The organism is Chamaesiphon minutus PCC 6605 (assembly GCF_000317145.1).
Classification (GTDB): Bacteria; Cyanobacteriota; Cyanobacteriia; order Cyanobacteriales; family Chamaesiphonaceae; genus Chamaesiphon; species Chamaesiphon minutus.
Genome location: NC_019697.1, coordinates 2,610,871 through 2,637,191 on the forward strand (window position 1 = coordinate 2,610,871; position 26,321 = coordinate 2,637,191).

At 46.2% G+C, this 26,321-nt stretch carries 26 protein-coding genes and 3 pseudogenes; 18 read left to right on the forward strand and 11 right to left on the reverse strand.

The genetic code is table 11. The annotated features are described in order from the left end of the window. Window positions 1-8 precede the first annotated feature (8 nt). Both CHA6605_RS12085 and CHA6605_RS12095 read right to left on the reverse strand, forming a co-directional pair. Complete coding sequence (locus tag CHA6605_RS12085) at window positions 9-3,467, reverse strand: DNA methyltransferase (RefSeq protein ID WP_015159723.1); 3,459 nt, start codon at window positions 3,465-3,467, stop codon at window positions 9-11. A gap of 224 nt (window positions 3,468-3,691) precedes the next feature. Then, entirely contained in the window at window positions 3,692-4,006 is a 315-nt protein-coding gene (locus tag CHA6605_RS12095) for an ArsR/SmtB family transcription factor (protein WP_015159724.1), read from the reverse strand. Window positions 4,007-4,249: 243 nt separating this feature from the next. Here CHA6605_RS12095 and CHA6605_RS12100 point away from each other — a divergent pair, with 243 nt between their 5' ends. The 3 genes and pseudogenes from CHA6605_RS12100 to CHA6605_RS37270 form a co-directional block, all read left to right on the forward strand. Further along, the gene (locus tag CHA6605_RS12100; RefSeq protein WP_041549217.1) at window positions 4,250-5,320 is read left to right on the forward strand and encodes an alkene reductase; all 1,071 of its coding nucleotides are present in this window, start codon (window positions 4,250-4,252) and stop codon (window positions 5,318-5,320) included. Between the two features lie 184 nt (window positions 5,321-5,504). After that, the gene (locus CHA6605_RS12105; RefSeq protein ID WP_015159726.1) at window positions 5,505-7,577 is read left to right on the forward strand and encodes a single-stranded-DNA-specific exonuclease RecJ; all 2,073 of its coding nucleotides are present in this window, start codon (window positions 5,505-5,507) and stop codon (window positions 7,575-7,577) included. Window positions 7,578-7,716: 139 nt separating this feature from the next. Next, window positions 7,717-7,975, forward strand: a pseudogene (locus tag CHA6605_RS37270) (sodium-independent anion transporter); the annotation flags it as partial. Window positions 7,976-8,038: 63 nt separating this feature from the next. On the opposite strand, the gene CHA6605_RS12115 reads toward CHA6605_RS37270, so the two are convergent. Continuing rightward, on the reverse strand, window positions 8,039-8,794 hold the full coding sequence (locus CHA6605_RS12115) for an amino acid ABC transporter ATP-binding protein (protein WP_015159727.1): 756 nt from the start codon (window positions 8,792-8,794) through the stop codon (window positions 8,039-8,041). Window positions 8,795-9,137: 343 nt separating this feature from the next. Here CHA6605_RS12115 and CHA6605_RS12120 point away from each other — a divergent pair, with 343 nt between their 5' ends. The 5 genes and pseudogenes from CHA6605_RS12120 to CHA6605_RS12140 all read left to right on the forward strand — a co-directional run bounded on the left by CHA6605_RS12120 (window position 9,138) and on the right by CHA6605_RS12140 (window position 11,973). Further along, a complete protein-coding gene (locus CHA6605_RS12120) occupies window positions 9,138-9,428 on the forward strand; it encodes a ribbon-helix-helix domain-containing protein (RefSeq protein ID WP_015159728.1) in 291 nt (96 codons plus the stop codon). A gap of 77 nt (window positions 9,429-9,505) precedes the next feature. Next, window positions 9,506-9,721 (forward strand): annotated as a pseudogene (locus CHA6605_RS37275) (type II toxin-antitoxin system RelE/ParE family toxin); the annotation flags it as partial. A 698-nt stretch (window positions 9,722-10,419) separates the two neighbouring features. Next, complete coding sequence (locus CHA6605_RS12130; protein WP_015159729.1) at window positions 10,420-10,800, forward strand: antitoxin Xre/MbcA/ParS toxin-binding domain-containing protein; 381 nt, start codon at window positions 10,420-10,422, stop codon at window positions 10,798-10,800. Then, a complete protein-coding gene (locus CHA6605_RS12135) occupies window positions 10,800-11,246 on the forward strand; it encodes an RES family NAD+ phosphorylase (RefSeq protein WP_015159730.1) in 447 nt (148 codons plus the stop codon). The genes CHA6605_RS12130 and CHA6605_RS12135 overlap by 1 nt, the downstream gene beginning before the upstream one ends. A gap of 250 nt (window positions 11,247-11,496) precedes the next feature. After that, window positions 11,497-11,973 carry a hypothetical protein gene (locus CHA6605_RS12140; RefSeq protein ID WP_015159731.1) on the forward strand — a complete coding sequence of 159 codons (477 nt, stop codon included), beginning with the start codon at window positions 11,497-11,499 and terminating at the stop codon, window positions 11,971-11,973. Window positions 11,974-12,069: 96 nt separating this feature from the next. On the opposite strand, the gene CHA6605_RS12145 is transcribed toward CHA6605_RS12140, so the two are convergent. From CHA6605_RS12145 to CHA6605_RS12160, 4 genes are all read right to left on the reverse strand, one after another. Further along, on the reverse strand, window positions 12,070-13,092 hold the full coding sequence (locus CHA6605_RS12145; RefSeq protein WP_015159732.1) for an amino acid ABC transporter permease: 1,023 nt from the start codon (window positions 13,090-13,092) through the stop codon (window positions 12,070-12,072). A 91-nt stretch (window positions 13,093-13,183) separates the two neighbouring features. After that, window positions 13,184-14,128: an amino acid ABC transporter permease gene (locus CHA6605_RS12150; RefSeq protein WP_015159733.1), complete on the reverse strand. Its 945-nt coding sequence runs from the start codon at window positions 14,126-14,128 to the stop codon at window positions 13,184-13,186. Window positions 14,129-14,238: 110 nt separating this feature from the next. Beyond that, window positions 14,239-15,108 carry a class D beta-lactamase gene (gene blaOXA / locus CHA6605_RS12155; RefSeq protein ID WP_015159734.1) on the reverse strand — a complete coding sequence of 290 codons (870 nt, stop codon included), beginning with the start codon at window positions 15,106-15,108 and terminating at the stop codon, window positions 14,239-14,241. Window positions 15,109-15,205: 97 nt separating this feature from the next. Further along, the gene (locus CHA6605_RS12160; protein ID WP_015159735.1) at window positions 15,206-16,273 is read right to left on the reverse strand and encodes an amino acid ABC transporter substrate-binding protein; all 1,068 of its coding nucleotides are present in this window, start codon (window positions 16,271-16,273) and stop codon (window positions 15,206-15,208) included. A gap of 253 nt (window positions 16,274-16,526) precedes the next feature. Here CHA6605_RS12160 and CHA6605_RS12165 point away from each other — a divergent pair, with 253 nt between their 5' ends. From CHA6605_RS12165 to glnT, 4 genes and pseudogenes are all read left to right on the forward strand, one after another. Next, on the forward strand, window positions 16,527-17,342 hold the full coding sequence (locus CHA6605_RS12165; protein ID WP_015159736.1) for an ABC transporter ATP-binding protein: 816 nt from the start codon (window positions 16,527-16,529) through the stop codon (window positions 17,340-17,342). A gap of 110 nt (window positions 17,343-17,452) precedes the next feature. Then, window positions 17,453-17,551 (forward strand): annotated as a pseudogene (locus tag CHA6605_RS37280) (ABC transporter permease); the annotation flags it as partial. 49 nt (window positions 17,552-17,600) lie between these two features. Beyond that, window positions 17,601-18,620: an ABC transporter substrate-binding protein gene (locus CHA6605_RS12170; protein WP_015159737.1), complete on the forward strand. Its 1,020-nt coding sequence runs from the start codon at window positions 17,601-17,603 to the stop codon at window positions 18,618-18,620. 203 nt (window positions 18,621-18,823) lie between these two features. Beyond that, window positions 18,824-20,185 (forward strand): type III glutamate--ammonia ligase, encoded by a 1,362-nt coding sequence (glnT, locus tag CHA6605_RS12175; protein ID WP_015159738.1) that lies wholly within the window; start codon window positions 18,824-18,826, stop codon window positions 20,183-20,185. A gap of 128 nt (window positions 20,186-20,313) precedes the next feature. Here the strand turns inward: glnT and CHA6605_RS12180 are convergent, their stop codons facing one another. The 3 genes from CHA6605_RS12180 to CHA6605_RS12190 are packed head-to-tail and all read right to left on the reverse strand — an operon-like array spanning window position 20,314 to window position 22,410. Next, on the reverse strand, window positions 20,314-21,000 hold the full coding sequence (locus CHA6605_RS12180; RefSeq protein ID WP_015159739.1) for an urease accessory protein UreF: 687 nt from the start codon (window positions 20,998-21,000) through the stop codon (window positions 20,314-20,316). A 19-nt stretch (window positions 21,001-21,019) separates the two neighbouring features. After that, entirely contained in the window at window positions 21,020-21,532 is a 513-nt protein-coding gene (locus CHA6605_RS12185) for an urease accessory protein UreE (RefSeq protein WP_015159740.1), read from the reverse strand. Then, window positions 21,529-22,410 (reverse strand): urease accessory protein UreD, encoded by an 882-nt coding sequence (locus CHA6605_RS12190; RefSeq protein ID WP_015159741.1) that lies wholly within the window; start codon window positions 22,408-22,410, stop codon window positions 21,529-21,531. The genes CHA6605_RS12185 and CHA6605_RS12190 overlap by 4 nt, the downstream gene beginning before the upstream one ends. 156 nt (window positions 22,411-22,566) lie before the next feature. Between CHA6605_RS12190 and CHA6605_RS12195 the strand changes: the two genes are divergently transcribed. The 6 genes from CHA6605_RS12195 (at window position 22,567) to CHA6605_RS12215 (ending at window position 25,259) form a co-directional block, all read left to right on the forward strand. Further along, window positions 22,567-22,809: a DUF2834 domain-containing protein gene (locus CHA6605_RS12195; protein ID WP_041547971.1), complete on the forward strand. Its 243-nt coding sequence runs from the start codon at window positions 22,567-22,569 to the stop codon at window positions 22,807-22,809. Window positions 22,810-23,009: 200 nt separating this feature from the next. Further along, complete coding sequence (locus CHA6605_RS12200) at window positions 23,010-23,558, forward strand: DUF6036 family nucleotidyltransferase (RefSeq protein ID WP_015159743.1); 549 nt, start codon at window positions 23,010-23,012, stop codon at window positions 23,556-23,558. After that, window positions 23,558-23,893, forward strand: coding sequence for a hypothetical protein (locus tag CHA6605_RS12205; protein ID WP_015159744.1), 336 nt, complete (start codon window positions 23,558-23,560; stop codon window positions 23,891-23,893). The genes CHA6605_RS12200 and CHA6605_RS12205 overlap by 1 nt, the downstream gene beginning before the upstream one ends. Before the next feature lie 49 nt (window positions 23,894-23,942). Further along, the gene (locus CHA6605_RS12210) at window positions 23,943-24,281 is read left to right on the forward strand and encodes a hypothetical protein (RefSeq protein WP_015159745.1); all 339 of its coding nucleotides are present in this window, start codon (window positions 23,943-23,945) and stop codon (window positions 24,279-24,281) included. A gap of 218 nt (window positions 24,282-24,499) precedes the next feature. Continuing rightward, window positions 24,500-24,670: a hypothetical protein gene (locus tag CHA6605_RS35070; protein WP_015159747.1), complete on the forward strand. Its 171-nt coding sequence runs from the start codon at window positions 24,500-24,502 to the stop codon at window positions 24,668-24,670. Further along, entirely contained in the window at window positions 24,654-25,259 is a 606-nt protein-coding gene (locus CHA6605_RS12215; protein WP_015159748.1) for a GNAT family protein, read from the forward strand. The genes CHA6605_RS35070 and CHA6605_RS12215 overlap by 17 nt, the downstream gene beginning before the upstream one ends. A gap of 441 nt (window positions 25,260-25,700) precedes the next feature. Here the strand turns inward: CHA6605_RS12215 and ureG are convergent, their stop codons facing one another. Next, a complete protein-coding gene (gene ureG, locus CHA6605_RS12220; RefSeq protein ID WP_015159749.1) occupies window positions 25,701-26,321 on the reverse strand; it encodes an urease accessory protein UreG in 621 nt (206 codons plus the stop codon).

The window sequence follows — 26,321 nt, forward strand, 5'->3', positions numbered from 1 at the left end:
CGATCTATCTAAGCGGTTTGTTGTAGCTCGGCATATTGCCAGTAGGTGATGCCTGTATCCTCACGTTTAACCAGCAGCCCAAACCATTCTAGTCGATCGAGATTTTCGCCCACCGCCTCCAGTTTCTTCTGGGTATTTTTGCCTGTAAATTGGTTGGCAATCTGCACCACCGTCCATGCGCCGCTGCTGCTGCGTAACAGGTCGCGGATGGCGGCGAGTTGGTCTTTTGGTTGACTAGGCCATTTTTGCTGTTCGACGGGGGTTGTAATGGTTTCTGCTTCATCCCCAATACCTGCCAGAGTGGTTTGGGTGGATTGCACCTGTTCGGGGGCTTGGTATTCGGGGCGGAGCCAGCGGATGTGTCCGTTGCGTTCTTCGGCGGCGCGTTCGGCGTTGAGGGCGACGAGACGTTCGAGGATGGTTTCGGTGATTTCGGTGGTGGGTTTTCCGGCTAAGTCTTGCCAACCGTAGGCGGCGAATACGGCGGTGTCTAAGTCGTCGTGGATTTGTTTGAGAGTGGAGACGAGGGCGCGATTGTTGTAAGCTCGATCGGCATCGGTAAATGGTTCGCCAGCGCGGAGTTTTTCGAGCAGGTTGTACATTCCGGTGATGGTAATGTCGGGATGGGCGGCTTGAACTTGTTTGCGATGGCTATCTAATCGATCGCCCAATTCTCGAATCTTTTGCTTTTGTTCTGGGGTAGGATCTGGAAATGGGAAGGGGTCGAAGCAAACCGTTTTTATATATCGAGGATCGTTTCCGATACCTAGTCTACTTCCTGCCTCTGTAGCCCATAATACGTGGATTTGGCTCGATATAACTCCAAAATGAAATCCGTTATCCAAAGCAAAAATAACAGTGGTACTATCTGCAATAGTCCGCGACATCTCAAAAGTAAAAAACCGATGCTTAGACGTTAAAGATGTAACGATAAATCTATTGATTATTTTGATGGCTGGCCGAAAAGTATTACGGCTCTTTTCAAAAGTCCACCAGTGTTTACGTAAAGTTGGATTATTGTTTTGTTCTCTTTCTGGCTTGACTCTATCGATTAACCACTGAAAAATCAGTGGATACTCTTCTTGGACTTTTTCGATCTCTAATCCAAACAAGTCAATTGCGTACAGATTTCGATGTTTTTGAGTAATATCTCTGCCTGATAAAAGAGGCAAAATCACACTATCTTTTGAACCTAATTCTATATTAAGTTTATTAGCCGATTCTCGATCGACTATAAAACCTTGACCTGTTGGCTGATAGCCAACACAAGCCATTCCTGAATTAGATTTCAGGGATTTGACAGAAGCTAAATCCACATTAACAGTTAAGCTCGGCGTTATACAACCGTAATTAAAGCTAAATAATAAAGATGCTTCCTCGTTAGAATTCTTAGCTTCAGCTATTACTTCAGCTAATGTACCAGGTTGAATCATCGTAGTAGCGGCAGTTATCGCTATACGAATAGATGCTCCATCTTGAGCATCGATCCAAGGATGATCTGGTACAGCAAAAAATAATTTAAGCGGATTTTTCTTTGCTTCTAAATAAGATTCAATCACTCGACGGTTATATGTTTGACTTATGGAGTTTGTAGATATAAAACCAAAACGCTTGACTTTACTCTGGTGGGTTAATTCAGCAGCTTGATTCCACCAATACATAACTAAATCTACAGAATCAGGAATACTTTTATTAATACGTCTTAATGTTTCAGTATACCCATCTCCTAGTGATTCACGCATGTTTATTTTTCCAATAAACGGCGGATTTGAGACGATATAATCTGCCTCTGGCCATTCCGCAGCCCGCGCATTAAGATACTTGTAAATAACAACTCGATCGAGTGGATCTGGCACATCCTCACCCGTCACTGGATGCTTCATCATCTTCCCACCCCAACGCGATCGCACCTCACCCGTTTTCGGATCTAGATCTGGCTCCCGCCCGTCATAAGCCAACACCGCATCCCGACATTCGATATTCCCGAAGGCTTGGAGTACGGGTTCTGGCGGTGCGGCATTGCCATAGCGTTTGAAATACCATTGGAGATACCCGATCCAGATTACCAGCTCTGCGATCGCGGCTGCTCTAGGATTGATTTCGATGCCCAAAAATTGCGCTGGATTCACCTGTTCCAACACATTTAATTGGACATTTCCCGCCACATCTACCAGCCGCGCGATCGCTTCTTGCTCCAACCCCTTCAATAAATCCAGCGTCACGTACAAGAAATTCCCGGTACCGCAAGCCGGATCTAAAATTCGCACCTGACGTAATTGCGTCAAAAATTGGGCGATTTCCTGCTCTGCCTTCTTCTGCTGCAACCCCGTCGGTTCCTTCCCCTCTGGAGTGACTAAAATCCGCCGTAACTCCAACTCCACCTCATCCCACTGTTGGCGCAATGGTTCCATTACCACCGGACGCACCAACCGCTCGACATACGATCGCGGTGTATAATGTGCCCCTAAACGGCTGCGTTCCTTCTTCTCCAACGCCCGTTCTAATAACGTCCCAAAAATCGCTGGCTCTACCTGACTCCAATCCTTCGCCGCCGCTGCGTATAAGACTTCCAACTGCTCCTTGGGCAACTCAAACGCCGTCGCATCCTCAAAGAAGCTCCCATTAAACCGCAAAATCCGCTCGAAGCCGAAGGTACCACCCGTATTCATCGTTTGCCAGAGCTGTTCGATTTCGGGCTTAAATGTGTGCGGATTGGGTATCCATCGATCGCGCAATGCCTTGGTAAATACCTCCCCCTTGAGTAATTCGACATCCTCGGCAAACATCGTAAAAATGCACCGCATCAAAAAGTTCGCCGTCGCATGAGCTTCATAACCCTGCTCCTCCAACCACCGCGACAACTTCGCCAATTCCGCCGCTACTTCCCGCGTCACCCGCGCCCGATATTTCTCAGGGTTGAGCGATTGCGGATCTGTGAAAATTGCCACAAACCTGTCAAATATTTCCGGTTGCGCCAGATCCTTGAGATTAATCGTCTGACGCGCCCCATAACTCCCATACTCCCCGCTAAACCCTTGCCATACCTCAAAATGCGAACCAATATCGCAAGTCAGCAAAAACGGCGGTAACGACGGCAACATCCGATTATAGGCGTAAGATTTCGCCTGGTTGAATGCCTTTTGCATCTCATCCCGATAGCCCTTCGTCCCCCGTTTGCCGTGCCCTTTGCTCGAATTAGTACTCCCCTGCTTCGCCTCAATCAGAAAGTGAGATTCCTTGTAGAAGTCCGCAAATCGCGTCGTCTCAGCCTTCTCACTGAAAAATTTGATGTTTTTGTCAAAACAGTATCGATCGCCTTCCTCACTGCCTTTTGGGGGTGGTGCTGGCACATTTAGAGCCACACACAAATCGCCAAAAAAGGTTTGATAATTTGCCCGCTCGTTCCCTTCCGAACCCAACCATTTATTTAGGAAGTCTGCAACTCGTTGGCGATCGACATCATTCATGCAAGTTCGAGCCTAGTGAAAAAGGGGTCTAGCTGAGATATCTTACCTTTAAGTAACTTAGATTGAAAGCGATCGATAATTTTTCGATAAGTAGCTGGGCGCAAATATTTATTAGATGGAGATTGCCAGAAACCTATGTGGTGGGCAGTGCCCACCCTACTACTGACTTGTCGCAAATTTGGTCGAGGATGGAGACGATCGATTATTGCAAGCTCGATCGATATCTATGCCAGAGTATTAATTGGCGCGTGCAAAACTACTGCTAATAATCCTGGAAATAGTCTGTTGAGATCGTCAGAGCGGAGGGTGTTGATATGTTGAGTACCTTCTTTGCGGGTGAATACCAGTCCCGATTCGCGCAAAATCTTGAAATGATGGGACATGGTGGATTTAGCAACAGCGCAGTCTAGATCCGAGCAAGTTAATTCCCCCGTCTGGGCTAGTCGGTGGACGATCTGCAATCGCACGGGATCGCCTAATGCGTATAGCACGCCGACAAGAGTAATATCTTCAGCTTGGGGATGATAGAAGGGTCGCATGGTATGGAGATAGAGCGGGGAGCGGGGAGCGGGGGGAAGAGATGATTTGTCCGATATTCAAGAAATTCTCCAAAAGAGACCTTCAGGATGATGTCTCCTTTTGGTTCAAAACTAACATCGACACTGCCCTACTTGCATTATGCCATGTAAGTTGATATAGTTTGTTAATTCGGGAATATCGAACTACCGAATTTACTACAGCAGACTAATCCAGCTCTTCATTAATTTAGTTAGCTTATGACATTGACCCATCTATTTACACCGCTGAAAATGGGAGCTTTGACTCTCCCCAATCGCATTCTGATGGCACCATTGACTCGCTGTCGGGCAGACAAAGACCACGTACCGACAGCTCTAATGGCCGAACACTACAGCCAACGGGCGAGTGCGGGATTAGTAATTGCCGAAGCCACTGCGGCGATGGCGGGTTGCTCGTCATTTTGGACGGAGCCAGGGATTTATAATGACGCGCAAGTAGCTGGCTGGAAACAAGTCACCGACGCAGTTCACGCCAAAGGCGGTCAGATCGTGCTCCAAATCTGGCATGGCGGGCGATCTTGCCATCCGCTAATGAATGATGGCGCAATTCCAGTGGCTCCGAGTGCGATTCCGATTACCAATGATGAAATTCATACACCCAACGGCAAAGTCGCACACGTAACGCCCCGCGCGTTGGAAGATGCCGAAATTCCGACGATTATTGCTGCCTTTAAAGCAGCGGCGGTAAATGCTAAAGCAGCAGGATTCGACGGTGTAGAAATCCACGGCGCGAATGGTTATTTATTAGACGAATTTTTGCGCGATGGCTCGAACCACCGCAGCGGTGCTTATGGTGGTGCTGTCGAAAATCGCGCTCGGTTGTTGCTAGAAGTACTAGCGGCGACGAGTGATGTTTGGGGTAGCGATCGAGTAGGCGTCAGAGTTTCGCCGCTCAATAGCTACAATAGTATGAAAGACAGCGATCCGATCGCCACTTACAGTTGGTTGGCGAATCGACTCAATGACTACAATCTTGCCTATCTCCACGTCATGCGCGCCGATTTCTTGGGCGAACAACAGGGCGATGTGATGACGCCAATGCGATCGATCTATCGCGGTACGATTATCGGCAATATGGGCTATAGTGCCGAGGAAGCCGAAGCGGCGATCGCGGATGGGAAGCTAGATGCAGTGGCTTTTGGGACATCGTTCTTGGCTAATCCAGATCTGCCGACACGGTTTGCCAAAAATGCGCCACTGAATGCGCCAGACCCTTCTAAATTCTATTCTTCAGGTGCTGAAGGTTATACAGATTATCCCTACTTAGCGGCCTAAATTAGCGATCGAGATCGACCCGATTTTTACGAGAAACTTGGGTCGCGATCTAATATTAAGCTGAATATATGCTCAAAATATTGAAACGCGGTGGGAGCGGACGTTGCATAATTAGAAGATAAGTCCGATCGGCCATGAGTATGAGTCGATCGCTAAAATTCAACTTGCAACTGCCAAAATTATTATGCTGCCCCAACATCGCTGGCAAATAGCACCAAGCAATCGTTCCCAGGCTGCCAAATTAGCTGCGGGAATTACGCTTACAGATGGAGAAGCGACATCGCCATTGCTGGCGCAGGTATTGATAAATCGCGGGATTGAGACAGTCGAGCAAGCCGAGTTGTTTATCGATCCAGAGACGGCGGTACTACCTTCGCCATTGACGGAATTTCCCGATTTGGAAATTAGTCTGGATATCTTGGTGGACGCGATCGAAAATAAGTCTAAGATTGCGATTTGTGGGGACTACGATGCGGATGGCATGACTAGTACCGCCCTACTTTTGCGCGCACTCTCGGCTTTGGGTGCGGATGTAGATTATGCAATTCCCAGTCGGATGTCGGATGGGTATGGGATTAATAAGCGGATTGTGGAGGAGTTTCATGCTGAAGGGGTGAAACTGATTATCACGGTGGATAATGGCATCTCGGCAGTTGCCGCGATCGCTAGAGCGGTAGAATTGGGCTTACAGGTGATTATCACGGATCACCACGATCTACCCCAAGAATTACCGCCAGCACAGGCGATTCTCAATCCGAAACTAATTGCCGAGTCATCGGTTTATCGTGCGATCGCGGGTGTGGGAGTTGCTTATCTATTGGCTTTAGAATTAGCTCAGCGGCTAGCAAAACCATCTTTAAGCGATGAGCTATTAGAGTTATTTACATTAGGTACGATCGCCGATTTAGCACCACTGACAGGAATCAATCGGCGGTTGGTCAAACAGGGTTTACAACTATTGCCAAAGTCGCAAGTTGTTGGCATTCAAGCCTTAATTGAAATGTCTGGAACTCAAGGGGGCACGACGGCAAAAAGTATGGCGATGAAGCCAGAAGATATCGGGTTTAGATTGGGGCCGAGGATTAATGCGATCGGGAGAATTGACGATCCGCAGATTATTATTAATTTACTCACTACTGAAGATATGGGTGTCGCTCTTGCTAGGGCGATTCAATGCGAACAAGTTAATAAACAACGCCAAGATATGTGCGCGCGGATCGAACAAGAAGCGATCGATCTGATTGCAACTGGCAATTATAATCTCAAACAAAATCGCGTGCTGGTTATCGTCCATCCTGGCTGGCATCACGGCGTCATTGGCATCGTCGCCTCGCGATTAGTCGAACGCTATGGCGTTCCGGTATTTATTGGAACCAATGAGGACGAGCATCCGCTTGGTGAAACGCACGCTGTAGGCGTTGGCGAAGCCTCTCCGAAGGAGATACGAAGCGAGACGTGTCGCCAGACGGAAACCTCAGCGCGATTTCATCCGCACATTCGCGGTTCGGCGCGCAGCATTCCAGAGTTTAATGTGTTTAACGCTCTAGAATACTGTCACGATCTGTTGGGTAAATACGGCGGACATCGCGCAGCAGGGGGCTTTTCGATGCCAACTGAGAATCTAGAGAAATTTCAACATAGATTGAGCGAATTTGCCCATAAATGCTTAGAAATCGAACATCTCAAGCATTTAGTCAAAATTGATGCCGAGGCCGATCTAGCAGCCATTAACATGTCGCTGTACGAACAGATCGACGCGATTCATCCCTGTGGAATGGAGAATCCCGATCCGGTATTTTGGACGGCAAATGTCCGCGTCATCGAGCAAAAAATTGTCGGCAAAGGACATCTCAAATTTACCGTCAATACGCCAGAATTTCCCCAGGGAATTAAAGCGATCGCGTGGCGATTTGGCGATTATTTTCCATTACCGCGCTATTTAGATATTGCTTACAAACTCAAAGAAAATAACTGGAAAGATTCACGCGCGATCGAGTTAGAAATTGTCAGCGTGCGCTTACCAGTTGCCAGTAAAACTTATCAGTTTAATTATCAAGAGCGAGATTATAATTGCAGTATGTCTCCTGACAAAGAGCGACTGACGATTGTCAATGCTCAAGGCCAAGCTTTAGTAATAAATAAGGGTCACAAGGTTGCGGAGTTAATTGGGGCGCAGGAAATTAAGTCGATCGATATTACTAAGCCTTATTATTTTAAATTGATTAAAACTGCAATGCAAGTATTGCAAATTAATTAAAATAAATTAGGGAATTAATCCTACTAACGCTCGAACTGGATCTTGGCCGTTCCAGAGGGTAACTGAGAAGGTTTTGGCAAAACATAGCATTTGCCATTGCCGCGATCGAATAAATTGCTCTAGATAATTAATATAGGCGACAGGGATTATCTTGAGTACGGTATCCTTTAGCCGGAAAATAGCTAAGTTAGTGTTTGTCGATTGAGAATTAAGTGAGGATGGCAGTCAGCGGATCTACAAAGTTAGCGGTCAAATTTTCTTTTTATCGAAGGAGGAATTTTTTGGGAGCGTTTGATTTTGGGGAAGTAGTCGAACGGGTGACGATCGATCTGACCAATGCTCATTTGTGGGATCGGGGCGCGGTAGAAATCATCGATCGAATTGTCCTGAAATTTAGGCTAGATCCCACGCTTTCAAGCGGGGGCTTGCGCCCCGCCATTCGGTCAATCAGAGTTCTCTAGCTAGAGAATCTGGGCTAAAAATTGGCGAGTCCGTTCTTCTTTGGGATGTTGAAAAAAGTCGATCGGATTAGCTTCTTCTACTAGCAAACCACTATCCATTAACACAATTCGATCGGCTACTTCCCTGGCAAATCCCACCTCGTGGGTGACGACTACCATCGTCATCCCCGATCCCGCCAAGGACTTCATCACCTCCAATACCTCCCGCACCATTTCTGGATCTAGAGCCGACGTGGGTTCGTCAAATAACATGATCTTCGGCTGCATCGCTAACGCACGGGCGATCGCTACCCGTTGTTGCTGTCCGCCAGATAATTGTCCTGGATACTTCCGTGCTTGGGCTAAAATCCCTACCCGTTCTAATAACTGCATGGCTGCTGCTTCCGCCTGTGCCTTGGGATGTTTTCGCACCCACATCGGCGCGAGGGTAACGTTTTCGAGGACGGTGAGGTGAGGAAATAAATTAAACTGCTGAAACACCATCCCCACCTCTTGGCGAATCCGATCGATATGTTTGATATCGTCGGAAATTGCGATCCCATCGATCGTAATCGTCCCCTGTTGATAGTCTTCTAAGGCATTAAATGTCCGAATAAAGGTCGATTTTCCCGATCCAGATGGCCCCATAATCACCACCACTTCGCCAGGGTAGACAGACAGGCTCACGCCCCGCAGCACGTTAAATTGACCGTACCACTTATGAACGGATTCAGCGACGATAATTGGAGCCGGAGTAGGAGGGGAGGTGTTTTGCATGAGGGGATGGGGAGAGGGGGAGTAATGAGAGGTCGATCGCAGTTGTTAACCGAGAACTATTGAGAGCGATATATTCTTTGTATTCTAAGTCGATCGCCATCATCTCAGATATCGATCCTCCACCGGAGCGGCTAAGAATGGAAAAAGTTGGATTCCTTAACTGCGGGTACCCCCCACGAGTGCATCGAAAAAATCGTTTTGGTGGTCATGCTATCTTGTTGCATATTTGGGTAAAAATGCGATCTGGATCGATCTATTTTGACGTGTAGCTATGTCAGAGTGGTTACAATAGAGATGTCCTCTTCATTCACGAAGTGTGGGCTTTGCCCGATCGTCATAATCTATGGTGACAATCACCCCTGAGCACGAAAAACTTATTCAAAATCATCTGGATACTGGACGGTATAGTAATGCGGAGGAAGTCCTAGCGATCGCTCTGCAATTGCTCGCTCGTCTCGATACCGAGCATCAAGCCTGGATTGAAGAAACTCGTCAACAAATCGCCATTGGGATCGCCGAACTCGATTCGGCAAAGCCGACGCTACGCGAACGCGGCGAGGGCGTTGATGGTGAAACAGTGATGGCGGGATATCTTCAGCAATTTCAGACGGCACGGCAAACGCGGCTCTCATGAATTTTATCCTCGCGCCCAGTAATACCTGCGACCTAGATCGGTGATCTCAATACTTTCTTGACACCAATGTTGAAGCAGGAGAACGGTTATTCAAGAAACTCAACCAAAAGTTTTATAACCTGACTCAGTTCCCAAATCTTGGCAAGCCATATCCTCACCTCGATCCCAATATCCGAGGCTTGCTGGTTGAGAAGTACATCATTTTTTATCGTGTCACCGAGATTCAAGTTGAGATTGTTCGTGTTGTAGATGGCAGACAAGATCTCACTCAACTATTTACGACAGAAGATTAGCCACAAGTTGTCAGAATATTAGAGATCGCCCTAGTTACCCTAAGCCAGCGATCGCCAGCACGATCGCGCTGCTGCAAATCAATCGTGATGGTGTGGTTAATATGCGTCGAGTTCTGGCAATTATAGGCTATCATCCACCGGATTAACAAAGATTCTCGAATGACAGGCTACGCGATCGAGTCGTCAGAATATTTGCTAGACTTTGGCTTGTCAATATTGATAACCCTATAGAACTCTGTAAAAATAAGACAATCTCACAAACTTAAGTATCTCCCATGTCAATGAATGATGTAATCGATCGAATTGCGATTGCCGCAGAGAAAAATCCTCGCAACAACGTACTCATAGGCTACTGTGGAAGATATGGAGATAATTTATTAACCAGAGGAAGAAAGAACAGAACTCTCATCACAACGCATTTATGAACTCAATCAAGAACTATACGCGAAGGGTCAATTACACCCACCTAGATTGAGTGTTGACGAAATAAACGTCATTCTCTCCGGCTATCCCTATCGACTCCCCACTGAATTTTACGAGATATATCAGCGCGGAACACCTCGATCGCGAGTTTACTCGCTGTCAAACGATAATCTTCCCAGCACGATCTCTCTGAGCCAATAAGTCGATCGGCTAGATACTCGATCGACTTATTGGCAGGTATAATTAAGACATCTGGCAAAAAAGTCGCAAAGCTTATGTCGATCGCAAATTTGATAACCAAGTCTCTCGATCCAACTCCGCTCCGATACGATACCATCGAAGAAACTGCCGAACGCTTCCAACTAGATAGCAATCTCAGACAACAGATTTTTGGCATCTCGCCCAGAAATCAAGCTCGTCTGCGGAAAGATAACGCGATTTTAAATCCTCTCGTGGTCGATCGATTCAACAGATTTAATCGCATCACTCAACAAGCCATTAATCTATTTGAAGATACCGATCGAGCATTAAAATGGTTGCATACCCCTAAAAATAGCTTGGCAGGTATCACCCCTCTTGCGGCTCTCTCTACCGACGAAGGTGCCAAACAAGTAGAAGAAATTCTCTATCGCGTTGAATATGGGATTTACGGCTAGTGAGAGTTTGGCGGATCACTGCTCATAAACATATTGAAACAGTCTTTTCTGGAGTCGGTGGACTTTACACCAGTGGTCGTTGGCATCCCCAAGGCTACAAGATTTCCTACACATCAGAAAGTCTGGCACTAGCTAGCCTCGAAGTATTTGTACACAGCGAAACAACAGATATCCCACTCGCTTGTGTCAGTGCCATTATTCCAGATACCACACCAATTTTAGAAATTACCGATCTACCAGTCAACTGGCAAGATGTCGCCGCTTACCCAATTCTCCAAGAAATCGGGCGTAAATGGCTCAGAACAATGGAATATCCAGTATTGAAAGTGCCTTCTGCAATCATCCCAGTTGAGTACAATTATTTAATCAATCCTGAACATCCAGACCTACAATTACAGACGGAACAGGTACTAGAGTTTCAGTTTGATAGTCGAATGTGGAAGTAACAAGGATAAATCTACACCACCAACTAAAACAATAGACTAAACCAGGTTTGGGGCTTTTCGGGGTTATTTCCCAACAGGTCTATTATCTATATTCTTTTGGTGGGAAGGGAGTAGGGTTGAACCTTTTTGTATTGCCAATTGTGATTTTTGGCTTTTTACCAAAAAATAGTTCTACCGAACTTATAGAACCCATTTGAGATTTTTTCATATATCGATTGGAACGATCGGCAAGCGTAATTATCGGAGTTGTATGCAATCAGACCTTCTTAATTTATGTTCGCAAGCTAGACAATTTTTGGAACCGCGATGGCTTTTATTACATCAGTCGTGGGGAGATCCTCAACCAAAGACGACTTCAGAATATATGTGCCGCTACACGTCAATTTTTCTAAAAGCAATCTTAAATGTGGGTAATTGCCCATCATGGCGATTAGTGGCAGGAAGACCGATTGCTAGAGAATATGAAGGTACACAAAAAGGTTGTTTTGGATTTCGTAGATCCGATGGTCTTTTCTTCGACCACTGTTGGGTGCAATCCTCCAATCTAATAGTGGATATTACGGCTGACCAATTTGAAGATAAAGCAATCATAATTACTCCAATCGGCGATTCTAGATATTGCCCAAATTTAGAAGAAGCAAACTTTTATGATGATATTACAAAACTTTCGCACCGCCCACAGAAATGGCTACGAGAATGGAATGAGGACATTGCTGAATTGATATAGTCATTTCGATTAGGAATGAGGCAAACCAGCAAGATCGAATCCTGTCATAACAAACACTTGAGCTGATAAAAACAGGGCTACTCAGCTTCCTTTTCCCTAACCCTTAACCTCTAGCTGACGACTGATTTGGGAGAGGGTGAAACAGACGATCCAGTAAATTAAGCCGATAAATAGATATACTTCTGCATAGCGACCGATAAAATCTGGTTGGGCTAAAACCGATCGAGCAATTCCGGTTAACTCCGCTAGGGCGAACAGTGCCAGCAGGGAAGTGTCTTTAAACATGGCAATAAACTGACCGACGATCGCCGGAATTACCATGCGGATGGCTTGGGGTAAGACAATCAGCCACAACCGCAATGGCGCGCTCAATCCTAATACCTTGGCGGCTTCAATTTGTCCGCGTGGTAAGGATTGTAAACCACCGCGCACTGTTTCTGCTAGATATGCCGCGTTGAATAGAATTAAGCCCGCAATCGCCCGCGCCAGTCGATCTAACCGCCAATCTCCAGGTAATAGCAATGGCAATAAAAATTGTGCCATGAATAAAATCCCAATCAGTGGAAGTCCACGCACCAGTTCGATATAAATCGTACAAGCGATCCGCAAAATTGGTAAGGAACTTTGTCGCCCTAACGCCAACAATACGCCCAGCGGAAAAGCCAGTACAGTACTGATACTCGCCGCCAATAGGGTGAGTAATAACCCATTCCACAAACTATTTTCAACGGGGACTAAACCAAACCCCCCACCCAACAACCAACTGATGCCAATCGCCGCACAGAAGGCGTAAATCCAGCCCATCCGAGGCGATCGCCGCCGTTGCCCGACCCAGATACTCACTGGCAACCCGATCGCCAGCAGCAGCACCAACCACAGCCGCCAGGACTGTTCGGCTGGATATCTACCGACTAGCAACAGGGGTAAATTTTCGCTAATTACCGCCCATTTAGCTTTCGTGGCAATCCAAGTTACTGCCGCCGCTAATACTTGGAGGATGAAACCACCCAAGATTAGGGTTAAAATGCCGTTGTACCAAGTGTTAAATAGATTTTGGCGTAACCACCGCAGTGGAGATCGATCGATAGCTGGTGGGCGGGGAGAGGGTGGATTTGTCATGTTGAGGAGGGGGAAAGGGGAAAGGGGAAAGGGGAAAGGGGAAAGGGGAAAGGGTTTAAATCGCCTTTTTAAAAACTTCGTTGTCAACTGTTTACCTTTCGACTAATTGAATCGATCGATTATAAATATTAATCAGCAGTGAAATTGATAAACTCAAGATTAAGTAGGAAACCATGACGATCGCCATTACTTCGACGGCGCGCCCAGTTTGGTTGAAAGTAGTTGAAGAAATAGCATAGAGATCGGGATAACCGATCGCCACTGCGAGACTAGAGTTTTTGGCTAGGTTTAAATATTGATTGGCTAACGGCGGTAAAATCGCCCGCAGAGCTTGAGGGAAGACGACCAACCATAATGTAGATAATGGTTTAAGTCCCAGCGATCGCGCTGCTTCTGTTTGTCCACGGGGTACCGACTGAATCCCACCGCGAATGATTTCGGCAATGAAAGTCCCCGTATAGAGACTCAATCCTGCTAACAAGGAGGCAAACTCTGAGGACATCTGGAGTCCCCAACCCATCACCCCACTGCTACTCAGCGTCCAGCCCAGTATTTGCAGTGGATTTGCCGCATTGGGTAGAGTCAAAAACACTGCAAAGTACCAGAAAAAGAGTTGCAACAGCAGCGGCGTATTGCGGAGCGTTTCCACATAGATCTGGGCGATCGTCCGCACCAACCAATTAGTTGACAACCGCGCCATTCCAGCAGTTATGCCGATCGCCGTCGCCAATACCAAAGCCAGTCCAATTACTCGCAGCGAATTTATCACGCCAACGAATAAAGCGCGAAGATAGGAATCAGCCGGAGTATAAGGCAAAATCGTATCGCTAATCGTAAAACCTGCCTGAGAGCCAAGAAAATCAAAACCCAGCCGAATCCCAATTTGCTCCAGATTGAACAGCAAATTATCCCCTAACACTCCCAACGCGATCGCAATCCCCAACGCTGCGCCAAATTGTCCCGCGCTCTGCCAAAATCGCCGACTCCGCCACACCGGAATCGAACCATCTAATCTTCCCTTCACTCGATCGCGCATAGCTCCCTTTTCCTTGGCGTTAAATAATTCCCCCGACTTTAACCAGCCAACTTTATATGTTTGCCGGGAAATGGGATTGTGATGCCGTATTAAGCAATAGATATCCGAGCTTATAACACTGCCATATCTTTAAAGCAACGACGTGTTAACTCCATCCGAAGGGCTGGATCTTTCTCATTCCGAATATCGATATTAGTGGCAAAGAAGTAAGTCTTATTTCCTTTCTCCAAATAACCGATATACCATCCAATATTTTGTGTCACTTTACTTCCAAAACCATACCATCCGGTCTTGCCTCCGATCGTGTATTGTGGAGTTCTTTCATTAATCATTATATCCTTAACGATAGACAGTGACTGCTCAGAAAATGGTAAATCGTTATTATAGAGACGGCGGAGAAATTGAATTTGCTGTTGAGGGGTAATTTTTAGTAATCCATTTAACCAAAATCGATCGATATCCTCCTTCCTCCCAATATTTTGGTTTCCATATTTTATCTGAGTTACCCATTGTTGCATTCGCTCATATCCGACTCGACGGGCTAGAACCTGGTAAAACCAGACTGCGGAAATTTTGAATGCTTCTCTCATATTCAAGTCTCGATTCCATCCAGGAAGCTCTCTTTGAATTCCATCCCACGTAAGCACAGCAATTTCATTGGTAATGACCTTTGTTTCCAATGAAATTAGAGAGTTGAGAATTTTGAATGTTGATGCAGCGGGGAAAGCGGTTTTATTCCGTTGTGGATTGTGTTGAAGAACAAGATTATTGTTCGAGTCATAAATCAGAATTGAACCTTTAACTCCGAGATCTCGAAAGTGTCTTGAAAAGTTAATATTACGATCGATGCTTACGCGAGCGGGCGGTTCAAAGGCTAATTTTTGGATTGTCGCATTGGATTGCTGGGCTTGAAATAGAATGGAAACAATGCAGCAGAATGTAACAAAAACAATTATTGCAAACCGGACAATACGATTCATAAGCTTTCACAGGGCAGGAAGATGTTGAAATAGTTTGATTTCGCAATCGCTGCACGAGCAATCTCGAATTCTCACCAGATGGAACGCAGCCGCATAACTACCTAAACGGCGGCGAATATAGCAACCCACCCTGATTCCACAATTGATTTTGACCCCTCGGCAACTTCAGCAGCGTTTGCTCCCCCAGGTTGCGATCGTAGATTTCGCCATAATTACCGACATGCCTAATAATCCGCAGCGCAAAGTCATTTGGTAATCCCATCCCCTTTCCCAAATCCCCTTCCAAGCCCAACAGCCGCCGCACAGTTGGATCTGGATTAGTACTCTGCTGTGTCACCGTTTGGGCAGTCAGCTTCATCTCTTCCGCCTCAATCAGGGCGTAAATCGTCCAGCGCACCACATCACCCCAGCTCGAATCGCCACTGGCGATCGCGGGAGCAAGCGGCTCCTTCGATAAGACTTCCGGTAAAATAATATGATCGTCAGGTTTTGGTAAAGTACTGCGACGGGAAACCAGTTGAGATCGATCGGCTGTCACCCCTTCACACCGCCCTTCGGAGTAAGTCGCAAAAGTCGTATTTACATCTTCAAACACCACAGGCGTATAGGTTAGCCCCCGCTGACGCATTCGATCGGTCAAATTCTGCTCTGTAGTCGTACCCGTTTGAATACAAATTGCCTTGCCTTTGAGATCGGCTAAAGATTTAATGCCGCTAGCCTTTTTGACCATAATTCCCTGCCCATCGTAAAATACCGTCGGCGCAAACTCTAACCCCACAGAGGTATCGCGGCTCATGGTATAAGTCGTATTCCGACTGAGAATATCCACCTCCCCTGATTGCAGGGCAGTGAAACGTTCCTTGGCATTGAGATTACGAAATTCTACGGCTTGAGGATTATCAAAGATCGCACTAGCCACCGCTCGACAAATATCGACATCGAGTCCCTGATACTTCCCATCTTTGCCCAAAAAGCTAAATCCTGGCAGTTCGCCACTGACCCCACAAACCAGTTTGCCCCTACTCAATACCGTCGCCAGTCGTCCCTTTGCTAAGGTTTCCGCTTGCCCAGGGGCTGTCGGCGGCTTAGAGGAAAGCCTAGCACAAGCAGTGGAAAACATGAATAAAAGGGCGATCGCGCCCCAGCTAAACATTTTTGGGTGCATATAATGACTAATCAGGGATCGTCGGTCTAGATCTAAGAATATATCCTAATCACCAAAAATCTAGGGTAGCAGTAACATTGTTCCTGACGAACATTTTGCGGTACCCATTGTGCTATTTAATTAGGTATAAATTTGTAGATCGATCGAGAACAAGAGTGCAACTTGCCGAAATTAAAAGTTTAGCTCGGTCGATATTTTATCAAGAATTATATTTATTTTCTAAATTGCTAGCAACTCGTACATTTTGACATACATGAACAGTCGCACACTTCAAGAATTTACTCCTGTCAAATTAGCCGATCGCCAAGCCCCAAAACTATCGGTTGAAAATCTTTCCAAATCTTACCCCGTCCGAGGAGATCGACACTTAACAGTACTAGAAAATATCAATCTTGAAATTTTCCCCAGAGAATTTACTTGTCTGGTGGGAGCATCTGGTTGTGGCAAGTCAACTCTGCTCAATATTATCGCCGGACTCACCCCACCTTCTACCGGAAAGGTATTGGTAGACGGTCGCTCGGTCACAGGTAAACCAGGTTCCGATCGCGGGATGGTATTTCAAGGTTATACCCTTTATCCGTGGTTGACAGTCGCCCAAAATATCGCTTTTGGGTTGCAATTCCAGCACATGTCCAAATCAGAACAGCGGGACAAGGTTAGTTACTTCCTGAATGTGGTGGGGCTAGAAAAATTTGCCAATAGTTATCCCAAACAGTTATCGGGGGGAATGAAACAGCGGGTGGCGATCGCCAGAGCGTTAGCGAACGAACCTGCCGTGCTATTGATGGATGAGCCGTTTGGTGCCTTGGACGCTCAAACTAAAGAGCAAATGCAAGAATTTTTACTCGAACTGTGGTCGAAAACCCATGTCACGGTATTGATGATTACTCACGATGTCGAAGAGGCGATCTATCTGTCCCAGCGGATATATGTATTGAGTTGTCGTCCGGGTCGAGTTAAAAGTGAGATTACCATCGATCTACCCGAACATCGCGAACTCGATATTAAGCTCGCGCCTGAATTTGTCGCCATTAAGCGGCAGGTGCTTCAACTCATGCGCCAGGAGTAGGGAGATGGCAACCAAACAAGTCGGCGATTCTCGTTCCGAGAGGCTTTGCCAACGCTAGTTTGCCACACAACTGTATTTTGGAGTATTCGGCAAGGATTTTCTAAGCCTTGAAAATTTCGATCGTTACCTTGGGCGTGGTGCGGTACAACATGATTAGGGTGGCTGATGCGGTCAAGTTCATTCCCACCGAGACGATCGATGTTGCCTATTTTTAATTCAAGTTCATTTATTTAATCGATCTATTACTTCTAAGTTTTCATGTTCAAAATATCGGCTTGGTTTCGCTCTGTTTTATTAGTTCTGATTGCTTTCACATTGACTATTGCTTGTAGCCAAAAACCAAATCCTACTGCACCTGGAGCGAGTCCCGCACCGACAACTGCATCCTCGCCCCTAGTCTCCGCAGCTTACAACTGGGTCGGTTATTCCAGTCATTATGTGGCCGTGAAACAGGAACTATTTGCAAAGGAAGGCTTGAATGTTCAGGACTTATTTTTTCAGAGTGCTAGTGAAGAAATTACTGCGGTACTAGCAGGTAAAGTGGATATCGCTTGGTTGACTTCGGGCGATGCCATTCAGACAGCGGCGAAGGATCCATCCCTTAAGATCGTCTATTTGGTCGATTATTCTAATGGTGCTGATGGGATCCTCGGTCGCAACATTGCCACCCCAAAGGATGCCAAAGGCAAAAATGCTGCCCGTGAAAATGTGCTGTTTGAGAAGGTGTTGCTCCAAGCCTATTTAAAACAGGGGGGCTTAACTGAAGCCGACTTGAAGATTAGGGATATGGAAGCTGGCGCAGCCGCTGCTGCTTTTGCCGCCAAGCAAGTCGATCTGGCGGTGACTTATGAGCCTTTCCTGACCAAAAATGCCAAGTTAGGCGGGGGTCAAATCATCTTTTCCAGCAAAGATACCAACCTAATTGCCGATGTAGTGGTAGTAAGAGACAAGCTCATCAAAACGCGATCGAAAGATCTCCAGGCTTATTTCCGCGCGGTGGATAAAGCAGTAAAATTAGTGATGGCTGGCGATCCAGCGGCTCTGAAAATTGCTGGTGACAAAATGGGCGTAACTGCGGCGGAAGTCAAAGAACAGTTGTCTGGGGTTAAGTTGTTTGATGTAGCTGGCAACAAAGCGATCGCGTTCAACAAAGCCGATCCCAAGAGTTTGATTGGGAATCTAGAACTAACAGCCAAGGCTGCTGAAGAGTTTAAGATTGTGACTCAACCAATCAAAGTCGAATCATTGTACGACGATTCGATCGTCAAATCAATCTAGTGTACGATTCAACGATCTAAACGACTTATTTGAATTGAGAATGGCAGGGTTAGTCAGCGACTAAAGTCGCTGCTAGTGTTGCTAAGTCCGCCTGCGCGGACTAAAACTAGAAGCAATATTTGTCTGACCGAACCGTATTGGGGGTGGGCTATTTGCTACTGCCATTATTTTTATTAACCAACAACCTCAACCAGTGAAGATCGATGTCTGAAACCTTACCGCCAGAAATTCAAGCTTTGCAAACATCCTTAGCATCCCAAGGCGTTAAGTATGCCTTGGCGAGCTTTGCGGATATTCATGGGATGTGTAAAGCCAAATCCGTCCCGTTGGCTCATTTGGGACAGATGATGGCCGGATCTGAACTATTTACTGGCGCGGCTCTGGATGGAGTGCCGCAGGAGGTGAGCGATGATGAAGTCGCTGCCCATCCCGATCCAGATTCTGCCACAATTTTGCCCTGGAATCCGACAGTAGCCTGGTTTGCCAGTGATTTGTATCTGGGGGACAAGCCTTTTGCAGCTTGCAGTCGGGGCATTCTAAAACAGGTTTTAGCTGAAGCGGCGGCGATGGGCTTTACCTTGAATCTGGGGATTGAAACAGAATTTTTTATCTTAAAAGAAGCGGCAGATGGCAAAGTAACGGCTGTAAGCGATCGCGATATCCTGGCAAAACCTGCATACGATGTCCAGACATTATTAGATAACTACGAGTGGGTTACTGAAATTGTCGAAGCCATGAACCAACTGGGCTGGGATGTGTATTCCTTCGACCATGAAGATGGCAATGGCCAGTTTGAGACAGATTTTGGTTATTGTGATGCGTTAAAAATGGCCGATCGATTGGTATTTTTTCGGTTAATGGCCAAGGAAATTGCCCGTAAGCACGGTTTCTTCGCAACGTTCATGCCGAAGCCGTTTGCTAACATGACGGGTAGTGGTGCCCATTTCAATATGTCTTTAGCAGATATCCAGACCGGAGAAAATCTGTTTTACGATCCTAGCGATATCAGGGGATGTAAGCTCTCCACCCTAGGCTACCAGTTTATTGCTGGGGTATTAAAACACGCACCCGCGATCTGTGCGACGATCGCACCGACGGTGAATAGTTATAAGCGGTTGATCGCCAGGGGCAGTATGTCAGGATTTACCTGGGCACCTGTTTATGTTTGCTACGGTAATAATAACCGCACCAACATGTTGCGAATTCCAATGGCAGGGGGACGAGTCGAATGTCGAGCCGCAGACATTTCTTGTAATCCTTATTTGGGAGCGGCGATGATTTTGGCTGCCGGACTGGAAGGGATTCGGGAAGGACTCGATCCGGGCGAGCCACATACTGAAAATATGTACAACTATTCCATGGCAGAGTTGGCGGAGATGAAAATCTCGTTTCTGCCCCGAACCTTGGGTGAAGCGATCGCCGCTTTTGCAGCCGATCCACTCAGTGAAAAAGTAATGGGATCTTTGATGTACAAGAGTTATATAGATTTCAAAACTCAGGAGTGGCAGGAATATCACAGTCATGTCTCAGATTGGGAAATTCAGCGTTATCTCAAGTTTTTTTGATGTGTCGATCTGCACCAGCATCTACTGCGAGTAATCGATCGACCGTAGTCACCCAGCCAATCGCGCCATTCTCTGAGAGTAGGAGATCGATCGCTACTAGCTTTTCGATCGGAACTAATACCTATAAATTACGTTGAGAACTGCTTACTAGTCAGTCGATGGTGGGACATCTGCGCAATATCGATCGCCGGAGTACCAGACCACATATCATCCAAAGAGAGAGATCGCGATCGAGAGACAATCGCGTCGATCTCTTGAGCCATCTCGCTCAGAATCTGCTGTGCGCCCAAATGTCCCAGAACGCCCAAGCGGATTGCCGCACTGACAATTCCCGTCACAAAATTGTGGAGGAACGCAAAACTCGTATCGATTTCACTCAGATGTATTGCACGCCCAACCATTGCAAACACGATCGGATGTAACCCAGGCGTTTTGTGGACATCAATATCCTCCTGTAAAGCTGCCAGTTGCGGATCGTTCCAAGTCGAGCGCGCTACCATTAATAACGCCTGTCCGCTACGTTGCTGAGCTTCACGAGTCGTCTGAATTAACATCTGAGCATACAAACATGCATCGGCTCGCCGTACTTCCGTTAGATCGTTGTTGGTGCTGGCGCGGTAGGCATGAATGAGGGCGATTAAATCCGAACAACCCACTTTGTTGTGTAGCAACAAATAGAGAAATGTTTCTATATCCTGAGGATTATGAATCTGGTTAGTTTGCACCATTGCTTCCAAACCGTGGGAAAGTGTGAAGGAACCCGATGGGAAAAAAGAATCAGACAATTGCATCAGAGCCAGACGGGAATCAATCATAACCATCGATCGGGGATAATTAGTGATGAGCATGAGCCGAAAATTGAATCTGATTAGCGGCAGAGCGCACCTCATAGTCGATACGTAAATTTGGAATGTTGACGTTTCGGACAGTGGCTTCCATGACGGCGCGATCGGCTACCATTTCTACATAAATGCGATCGCCTTGGACTAGAATCGGCCAGTGATGATTACCCAGGACATGTCCCAGATAGATGAGATCGATCGCATGTTTGGATATATCACCACTAACACTCAGCGTCATCACAGTTTGCTCAGTGAGATTGACTAACAGCAATTGTCCAGATTGCATTGCGAATAAATCCCCCGTACCGAGAGACTGCTCGCGGCTTTTGATGATACCTAGCTCGATACCCGTTGTCGAAAAAGCATGAATCCGCCCTTTGCTACTATCTGCTGGTTGTAAATAGACCTCTAGCAATGTGCCTGATTGTTGCGCTTGCGATACTTGCTGCTGTAGAGATGGATCGATTGCTTGATTACCTAAGTAGGTTTCGGTTAGAACTGTCATTTGGGGATCTCCGGTAAGGGTGGTTGACCGTTGAGATGTCGCATTCTGGTCAAAGCATAGTTGATATAGGCTTTAAGGATCGGTACGTTTGATGACATCGCGCGCACTAGCAAGCCATTACAGTTAGGCAAAGACGAACAGGCGGCAGTTAACTCTGGATAATTTTGGACAAACCCTTCTAAATCCTGTTCCAGAGATTGCAAATCTCCGGCTGGCATAACCACAATTATGCTGGCAAGAATTGGTTGAGATGTAAAAATTGGATTGTTAGTAAGACGTTCAGCTTTCCCTATCAACCGCATCGCATCGGTAAAGACTAAATCTCCGTCGGTAGTAGAAACTTTGAGGCGACTGAAGTACTGACTGAAATGGAAGTATTCTCCCCGTGCTAACCGACCAGGAATCATGATTTCACTCAGAAATAGGCTGGCATTGGGAGCGAGCGCTACTTGGATAGTCTGCTCTAAATTTGCATCGCGATAGAGAATAAGTGGTTCAGGGACAAACTCTAAACACGACCCTGTACCAATCTCCAAGTCATAACAGATCCGAGCCATCTGACCCAATGGCATCAGATGGACTTTTGAGGCTGACTGATCGGTGAGGTAGAGGCTCGTGCGATCTCCTAATTTCACCCCAATCTGAAAGCGATCGCCTGCCAACAGCCCAGGGGAGGAATTCATAATGTATAGATAAGCGCGATGGGCATCGGTGGGGTCGAGCCTTAACGGTCGCGACAGCCGAAACGGATAGGTGGCATACTGACGATACACAAACGATCGCCCTAATCGATCGAGTCCCATCTCTAGAGTGAGTTGTTGCGGGGAAACTGGAGGATTTAGCGTAGTTAGAGGCGAAGAAATGAGTTCAGCTAACATATCGATCGCGTTTTCTCCATCATTTTACTTGTGTTGTCCAATCCTTCCTGACCATCTTCCCGCTCGATACTGCTTTTAATCTGTGTGGAGCGATGCCACTTTCTTAAAAGCTGCATGTACCCACCAAACTTTAAACCTTCTAACGAATGAATCGGGTTGACGATCGCGGGTTCAATTGCGCCTTGGTTTTGGTTGCTGCAAGATCCAGGGGTGCTAATGTCTCCCGCCTTATTTCTGCAACTATCGTTTGCGAATCAGATTGCGACTGCTTGGGCGAGCGATTTGCTGATTAGTGCGAGTGTTTTCTTTATTTTTGCTGCGATTGTCCTACAGACACGCTACGCGAACGGTGAAGCAGGAGTCATGTTTGATGAGGATTGCGTCTTTAACCTGCTCTAGCAGCTTCAGCAAGATGAGCAGCAATGCTTTTGGTTTGAGTCAACGATTAAGGTGAATTGTTGTTTCTTTCTGGATGATGAGGAATTCGTGTTCATCGGGGATGGCACAACAGTCAAAGTCAGCGATCGTTAATCCCAAACGGGTATGACCCACGCGGGATCTGTTAAATTGAAAGTACTGACATGCACTGATGTGAAACTATGAGATCGAGCGTCGATCCTCAGAAAATCGAACAACTGATGGAAGCATTGGGCAAAGAGGCTCGTGGTCCAGGCTGTATCTACTTTACAGGTGGTACGAGTGCTTTACTTATTGGTTGGCGCGGTTCTACAGTAGATGTAGATATTCGGCTAGATCCAGAACCATCAGGCATTTTTCAAGCGATTGCAAAGCTAAAGCAAGAATTGAATATCAATATCGAACTTGCCTCCCCACAGGACTTCTTACCGTCTCTTCCAGGCTGGCGCGATCGAAGTGTGTTCATTGGTAAACGAGGTCAAATTTCTTTCTATCACTATGATTTTACAGCCCAAGCTCTTGCTAAACTATCTAGAGGATTCGATCGGGATATTAAAGATGTTGAAGCTATGTACGATCGGAAATTATTCTCTCTGAGCGAGCTAAACGATTGCTTTGAGGCGATTGCGCCTGAAATAATTCGATTTCCCTCTCTTAATGCTGATGTACTCAAAAGCAGAGTCGAGAATTTCATCGATCGTTTTGAAGATCGAGGATTGGAGGATCGATAATGAGTCTCCATGATTTGCCAGGAGCCGAGATAATATTACCTGGATTAAGCGATCTTCACAGTGGTAATCGCAATACAATTGGGGCTTTACTAATTGCGATCGCCGCAACACGTTTAACCGAAGCAGGTTTGGATATTCACAATTATCACTTAGCCCCAGAGCCAGAATTAACTTTGTATGCTCTTCTTCAAAAGGAACGAGAAGATGCTTATCCCCACTATAATGCTTTGCTGAATCGCCTTAATAGTTTTTGTAACGCACTCGAACTCAGTCACAAATATAAACCGTCTAACAATGCGTTGGAGCCGACATCTAAACGATCTTCAAAAGTTTAATATTATTGACAGCGACTCAACTTCACCGTTATGCAGATTGGAGAGTCTGATGAAACTGAAATATTACGGTAAAGAACTTCCATTTGAATTAATAGAGTATGATGATTGCACCGTAAAGTGTCTAGTCCTTGACGACGAAACCGAAGAAGAATTTGAGGAGTTGGGTGAGGACGATCGAGATCGCGACGAAGAATGGTATATGGATGAAAATGGCTATCGGCTGGAATCTGAAGCATTATTTGCAGCATCTCCATGGAGCTTGGAAACGCCTGATGGAGAAGTTAAATTATTACAGCGATTTTGCAAAAACGGTGTAACTCACTTTGATACCCTCAATGGGTATGGTGGTGAAACATTTAGATGGTTGCATAGTAGATCTCCTTCATGAATTGAAAATAGCAACACATTCACAAGGGGTTCAGTCTTCAAGTCAGGGATCTGATGCCATGAGGCTAGAGGATTTGCCCACTTTCAAAAAAGCTTGGGATTCTAAAGGTGGGTTTTCTGCCTTTCAACAGCATGTTCGATCCTTGCTTACAGACATTTAAGACACAGAAGGTATGAAGGCTTGCTATACTTGGATTGTACCTAGGTCAATTGTTTACCATGAAGTACCCTTTTCATACCCAATCGAAGCCAGTTGTTGGTGAAGAAGCGCGAAAGCTGATCGAAGCGATCGAAGCAGGTCAATCCGTCACCAACGAACGCGCTCTTGCATTAGCCAAACGTATTGCCGATCGTCGTAACCAAGCTCAAGCTAATGCCCAGTCAAAGTAAGTTTGAAGGGATAGACTTTTCCCAGATTCCGGTCGAACGCCTCACCCCTGACATCCTCAACTTAGGACAGGGGTTTCGTTGTCTTCGAGGAGAATTTGTCACTTATTGGAAACAAGGCAGGATTAAGCGGGAAGCAGATGCTCATATTTGCCACTGCTGGGCGATCCGAAGCACGGAATCTCTAGCAGGTTACATCACCCTTCTGGCTGACAAATTGCAAGTTGAAAATCCCATCTTGGCAGAAGAAGGCGTAAAGTATCAAACTTTTCCTGCTGTCAAAATTGGCTTACTAGCTGTCGATCGACGTGCAAAAGGAGCAGGTCGTCATTTGGTGGAGTGGGCGATCGAATATGTGGTGTCTGAGATTGTTCCCGTTGTTGGAGTGCGCTTTGTGACGGTAGATGCGTTATACGATCGAGATGTTGAACCAGCTTATGATGCGTCAGGATTTTATACCAAACTGGGCTTCGACTTTGCAGATCCTCATGAAAGCCTTCCTCCAGAAGTGCCCTACCGCACGATGTACTTCGATCTGAAGCCTGTAATTGAACTGTTTAATCCACAACCTCCACGAGCAGAATCAGATTAAATGTATGGACTGTATAACAAACCCGTTGCACACCGACCGTAGCAAGTTGGTTAAGTCCAAGAGACTATTAGCGGCGGGTGAACGGGAACGTTATATAGCTGAGATACAATGCTAATTGCTATTACGCTCTGTAGCGAATAGCATGAATCCAGATCGACAATTCATACAAAATTTATCCGAAGTATTTTGCATTAACAACTTTGGCAATTATCTAGTTTAGGAATGAAATACTATCCCGAAATGGCCACTTAATGATGCAATCGATCTAGTGCAACTGTTCGATCGAAATCACATCGGTATTCACGCCTATACATTCGTTGGCGTAGCCTCTCCAACGGAGAATCGATCCACCAAACTTAACCATGCCTGGAAGATCGCCCCTCAATAAAGGCTCGATCGTTTTAATTCGATACGTAGCCGCTCCTTGGAGAATCGAGCTAGTTATCGCACGGACTGAAATAGTAATTTGTCAAAGATGAACTGCATCACTCGATCTAATCCTTCACCAGTTTTACAGTTGGTATAGGCGATCGGTTTCCCTTTTCGTCGTTCCGTAGCATCGCGATCGATGATGTTCAGGTCGGCTCCCACATAAGGCGCAATATCAATTTTGTTAATTACCACCAGATCGGCTTGCATAAACCCTGGCCCATTTTTGCGGGGAATATCATCGCCTGCGCCCACATCCAAGACAAAAATATAGGCATCAATTAAGTCATAGCTAAATGTCGAGGCCAAATTGTCGCCACCGCTTTCGACAAACACCAGATCGAGTTCAGGAAAAGCTCTCTCTAGATTGCGGATTGCCAACAAATTCATTGTCGGATCTTCGCGAATCGCTGTATGCGGACAACTACCTGTTTCCACACCCACAATTCGATTGGCAGGTAAGACTCCTTGACGCTTGAGGCGATCGGCATCTTCTTGCGTCAACAGATCGTTTGTTACTACAGCTACTTCGATCCCTTGCTGCATGAGTAAGGGTAACAACCTTTCTAGGAGAGCCGTTTTGCCACTGCCGACTGGCCCACCGACACCCAAACGCGCCACTGATTTTTTCAT

Bases quoted from the DNA above. Each gene is read 5' to 3' on its own strand.
- CHA6605_RS12165 (WP_015159736.1), top strand. From the start codon at position 16,527: ATGAACAGTCGCACACTTCAAGAATTTACTCCTGTCAAATTAGCCGAT.
- CHA6605_RS12145 (WP_015159732.1), bottom strand. From the start codon at position 13,092: ATGACAAATCCACCCTCTCCCCGCCCACCAGCTATCGATCGATCTCCA.
- CHA6605_RS12140 (WP_015159731.1), top strand. From the start codon at position 11,497: ATGCAATCAGACCTTCTTAATTTATGTTCGCAAGCTAGACAATTTTTG.
- CHA6605_RS12200 (WP_015159743.1), top strand. From the start codon at position 23,010: ATGAGATCGAGCGTCGATCCTCAGAAAATCGAACAACTGATGGAAGCA.
- CHA6605_RS12190 (WP_015159741.1), bottom strand. From the start codon at position 22,410: ATGTTAGCTGAACTCATTTCTTCGCCTCTAACTACGCTAAATCCTCCA.
- CHA6605_RS12105 (WP_015159726.1), top strand. From the start codon at position 5,505: ATGCTGCCCCAACATCGCTGGCAAATAGCACCAAGCAATCGTTCCCAG.
- CHA6605_RS12170 (WP_015159737.1), top strand. From the start codon at position 17,601: ATGTTCAAAATATCGGCTTGGTTTCGCTCTGTTTTATTAGTTCTGATT.
- CHA6605_RS12215 (WP_015159748.1), top strand. From the start codon at position 24,654: ATGCCCAGTCAAAGTAAGTTTGAAGGGATAGACTTTTCCCAGATTCCG.
- CHA6605_RS12185 (WP_015159740.1), bottom strand. From the start codon at position 21,532: ATGACAGTTCTAACCGAAACCTACTTAGGTAATCAAGCAATCGATCCA.
- CHA6605_RS12115 (WP_015159727.1), bottom strand. From the start codon at position 8,794: ATGCAAAACACCTCCCCTCCTACTCCGGCTCCAATTATCGTCGCTGAA.
- CHA6605_RS12095 (WP_015159724.1), bottom strand. From the start codon at position 4,006: ATGCGACCCTTCTATCATCCCCAAGCTGAAGATATTACTCTTGTCGGC.
- CHA6605_RS12180 (WP_015159739.1), bottom strand. From the start codon at position 21,000: ATGATTGATTCCCGTCTGGCTCTGATGCAATTGTCTGATTCTTTTTTC.
- CHA6605_RS12085 (WP_015159723.1), bottom strand. From the start codon at position 3,467: ATGAATGATGTCGATCGCCAACGAGTTGCAGACTTCCTAAATAAATGG.
- ureG (WP_015159749.1), bottom strand. From the start codon at position 26,321: ATGAAAAAATCAGTGGCGCGTTTGGGTGTCGGTGGGCCAGTCGGCAGT.
- blaOXA (WP_015159734.1), bottom strand. From the start codon at position 15,108: ATGAATCGTATTGTCCGGTTTGCAATAATTGTTTTTGTTACATTCTGC.
- CHA6605_RS12150 (WP_015159733.1), bottom strand. From the start codon at position 14,128: ATGCGCGATCGAGTGAAGGGAAGATTAGATGGTTCGATTCCGGTGTGG.
- CHA6605_RS12205 (WP_015159744.1), top strand. From the start codon at position 23,558: ATGAGTCTCCATGATTTGCCAGGAGCCGAGATAATATTACCTGGATTA.
- CHA6605_RS12160 (WP_015159735.1), bottom strand. From the start codon at position 16,273: ATGCACCCAAAAATGTTTAGCTGGGGCGCGATCGCCCTTTTATTCATG.
- CHA6605_RS12130 (WP_015159729.1), top strand. From the start codon at position 10,420: ATGTCGATCGCAAATTTGATAACCAAGTCTCTCGATCCAACTCCGCTC.
- CHA6605_RS35070 (WP_015159747.1), top strand. From the start codon at position 24,500: ATGAAGTACCCTTTTCATACCCAATCGAAGCCAGTTGTTGGTGAAGAA.
- CHA6605_RS12210 (WP_015159745.1), top strand. From the start codon at position 23,943: ATGAAACTGAAATATTACGGTAAAGAACTTCCATTTGAATTAATAGAG.
- glnT (WP_015159738.1), top strand. From the start codon at position 18,824: ATGTCTGAAACCTTACCGCCAGAAATTCAAGCTTTGCAAACATCCTTA.
- CHA6605_RS12120 (WP_015159728.1), top strand. From the start codon at position 9,138: ATGGTGACAATCACCCCTGAGCACGAAAAACTTATTCAAAATCATCTG.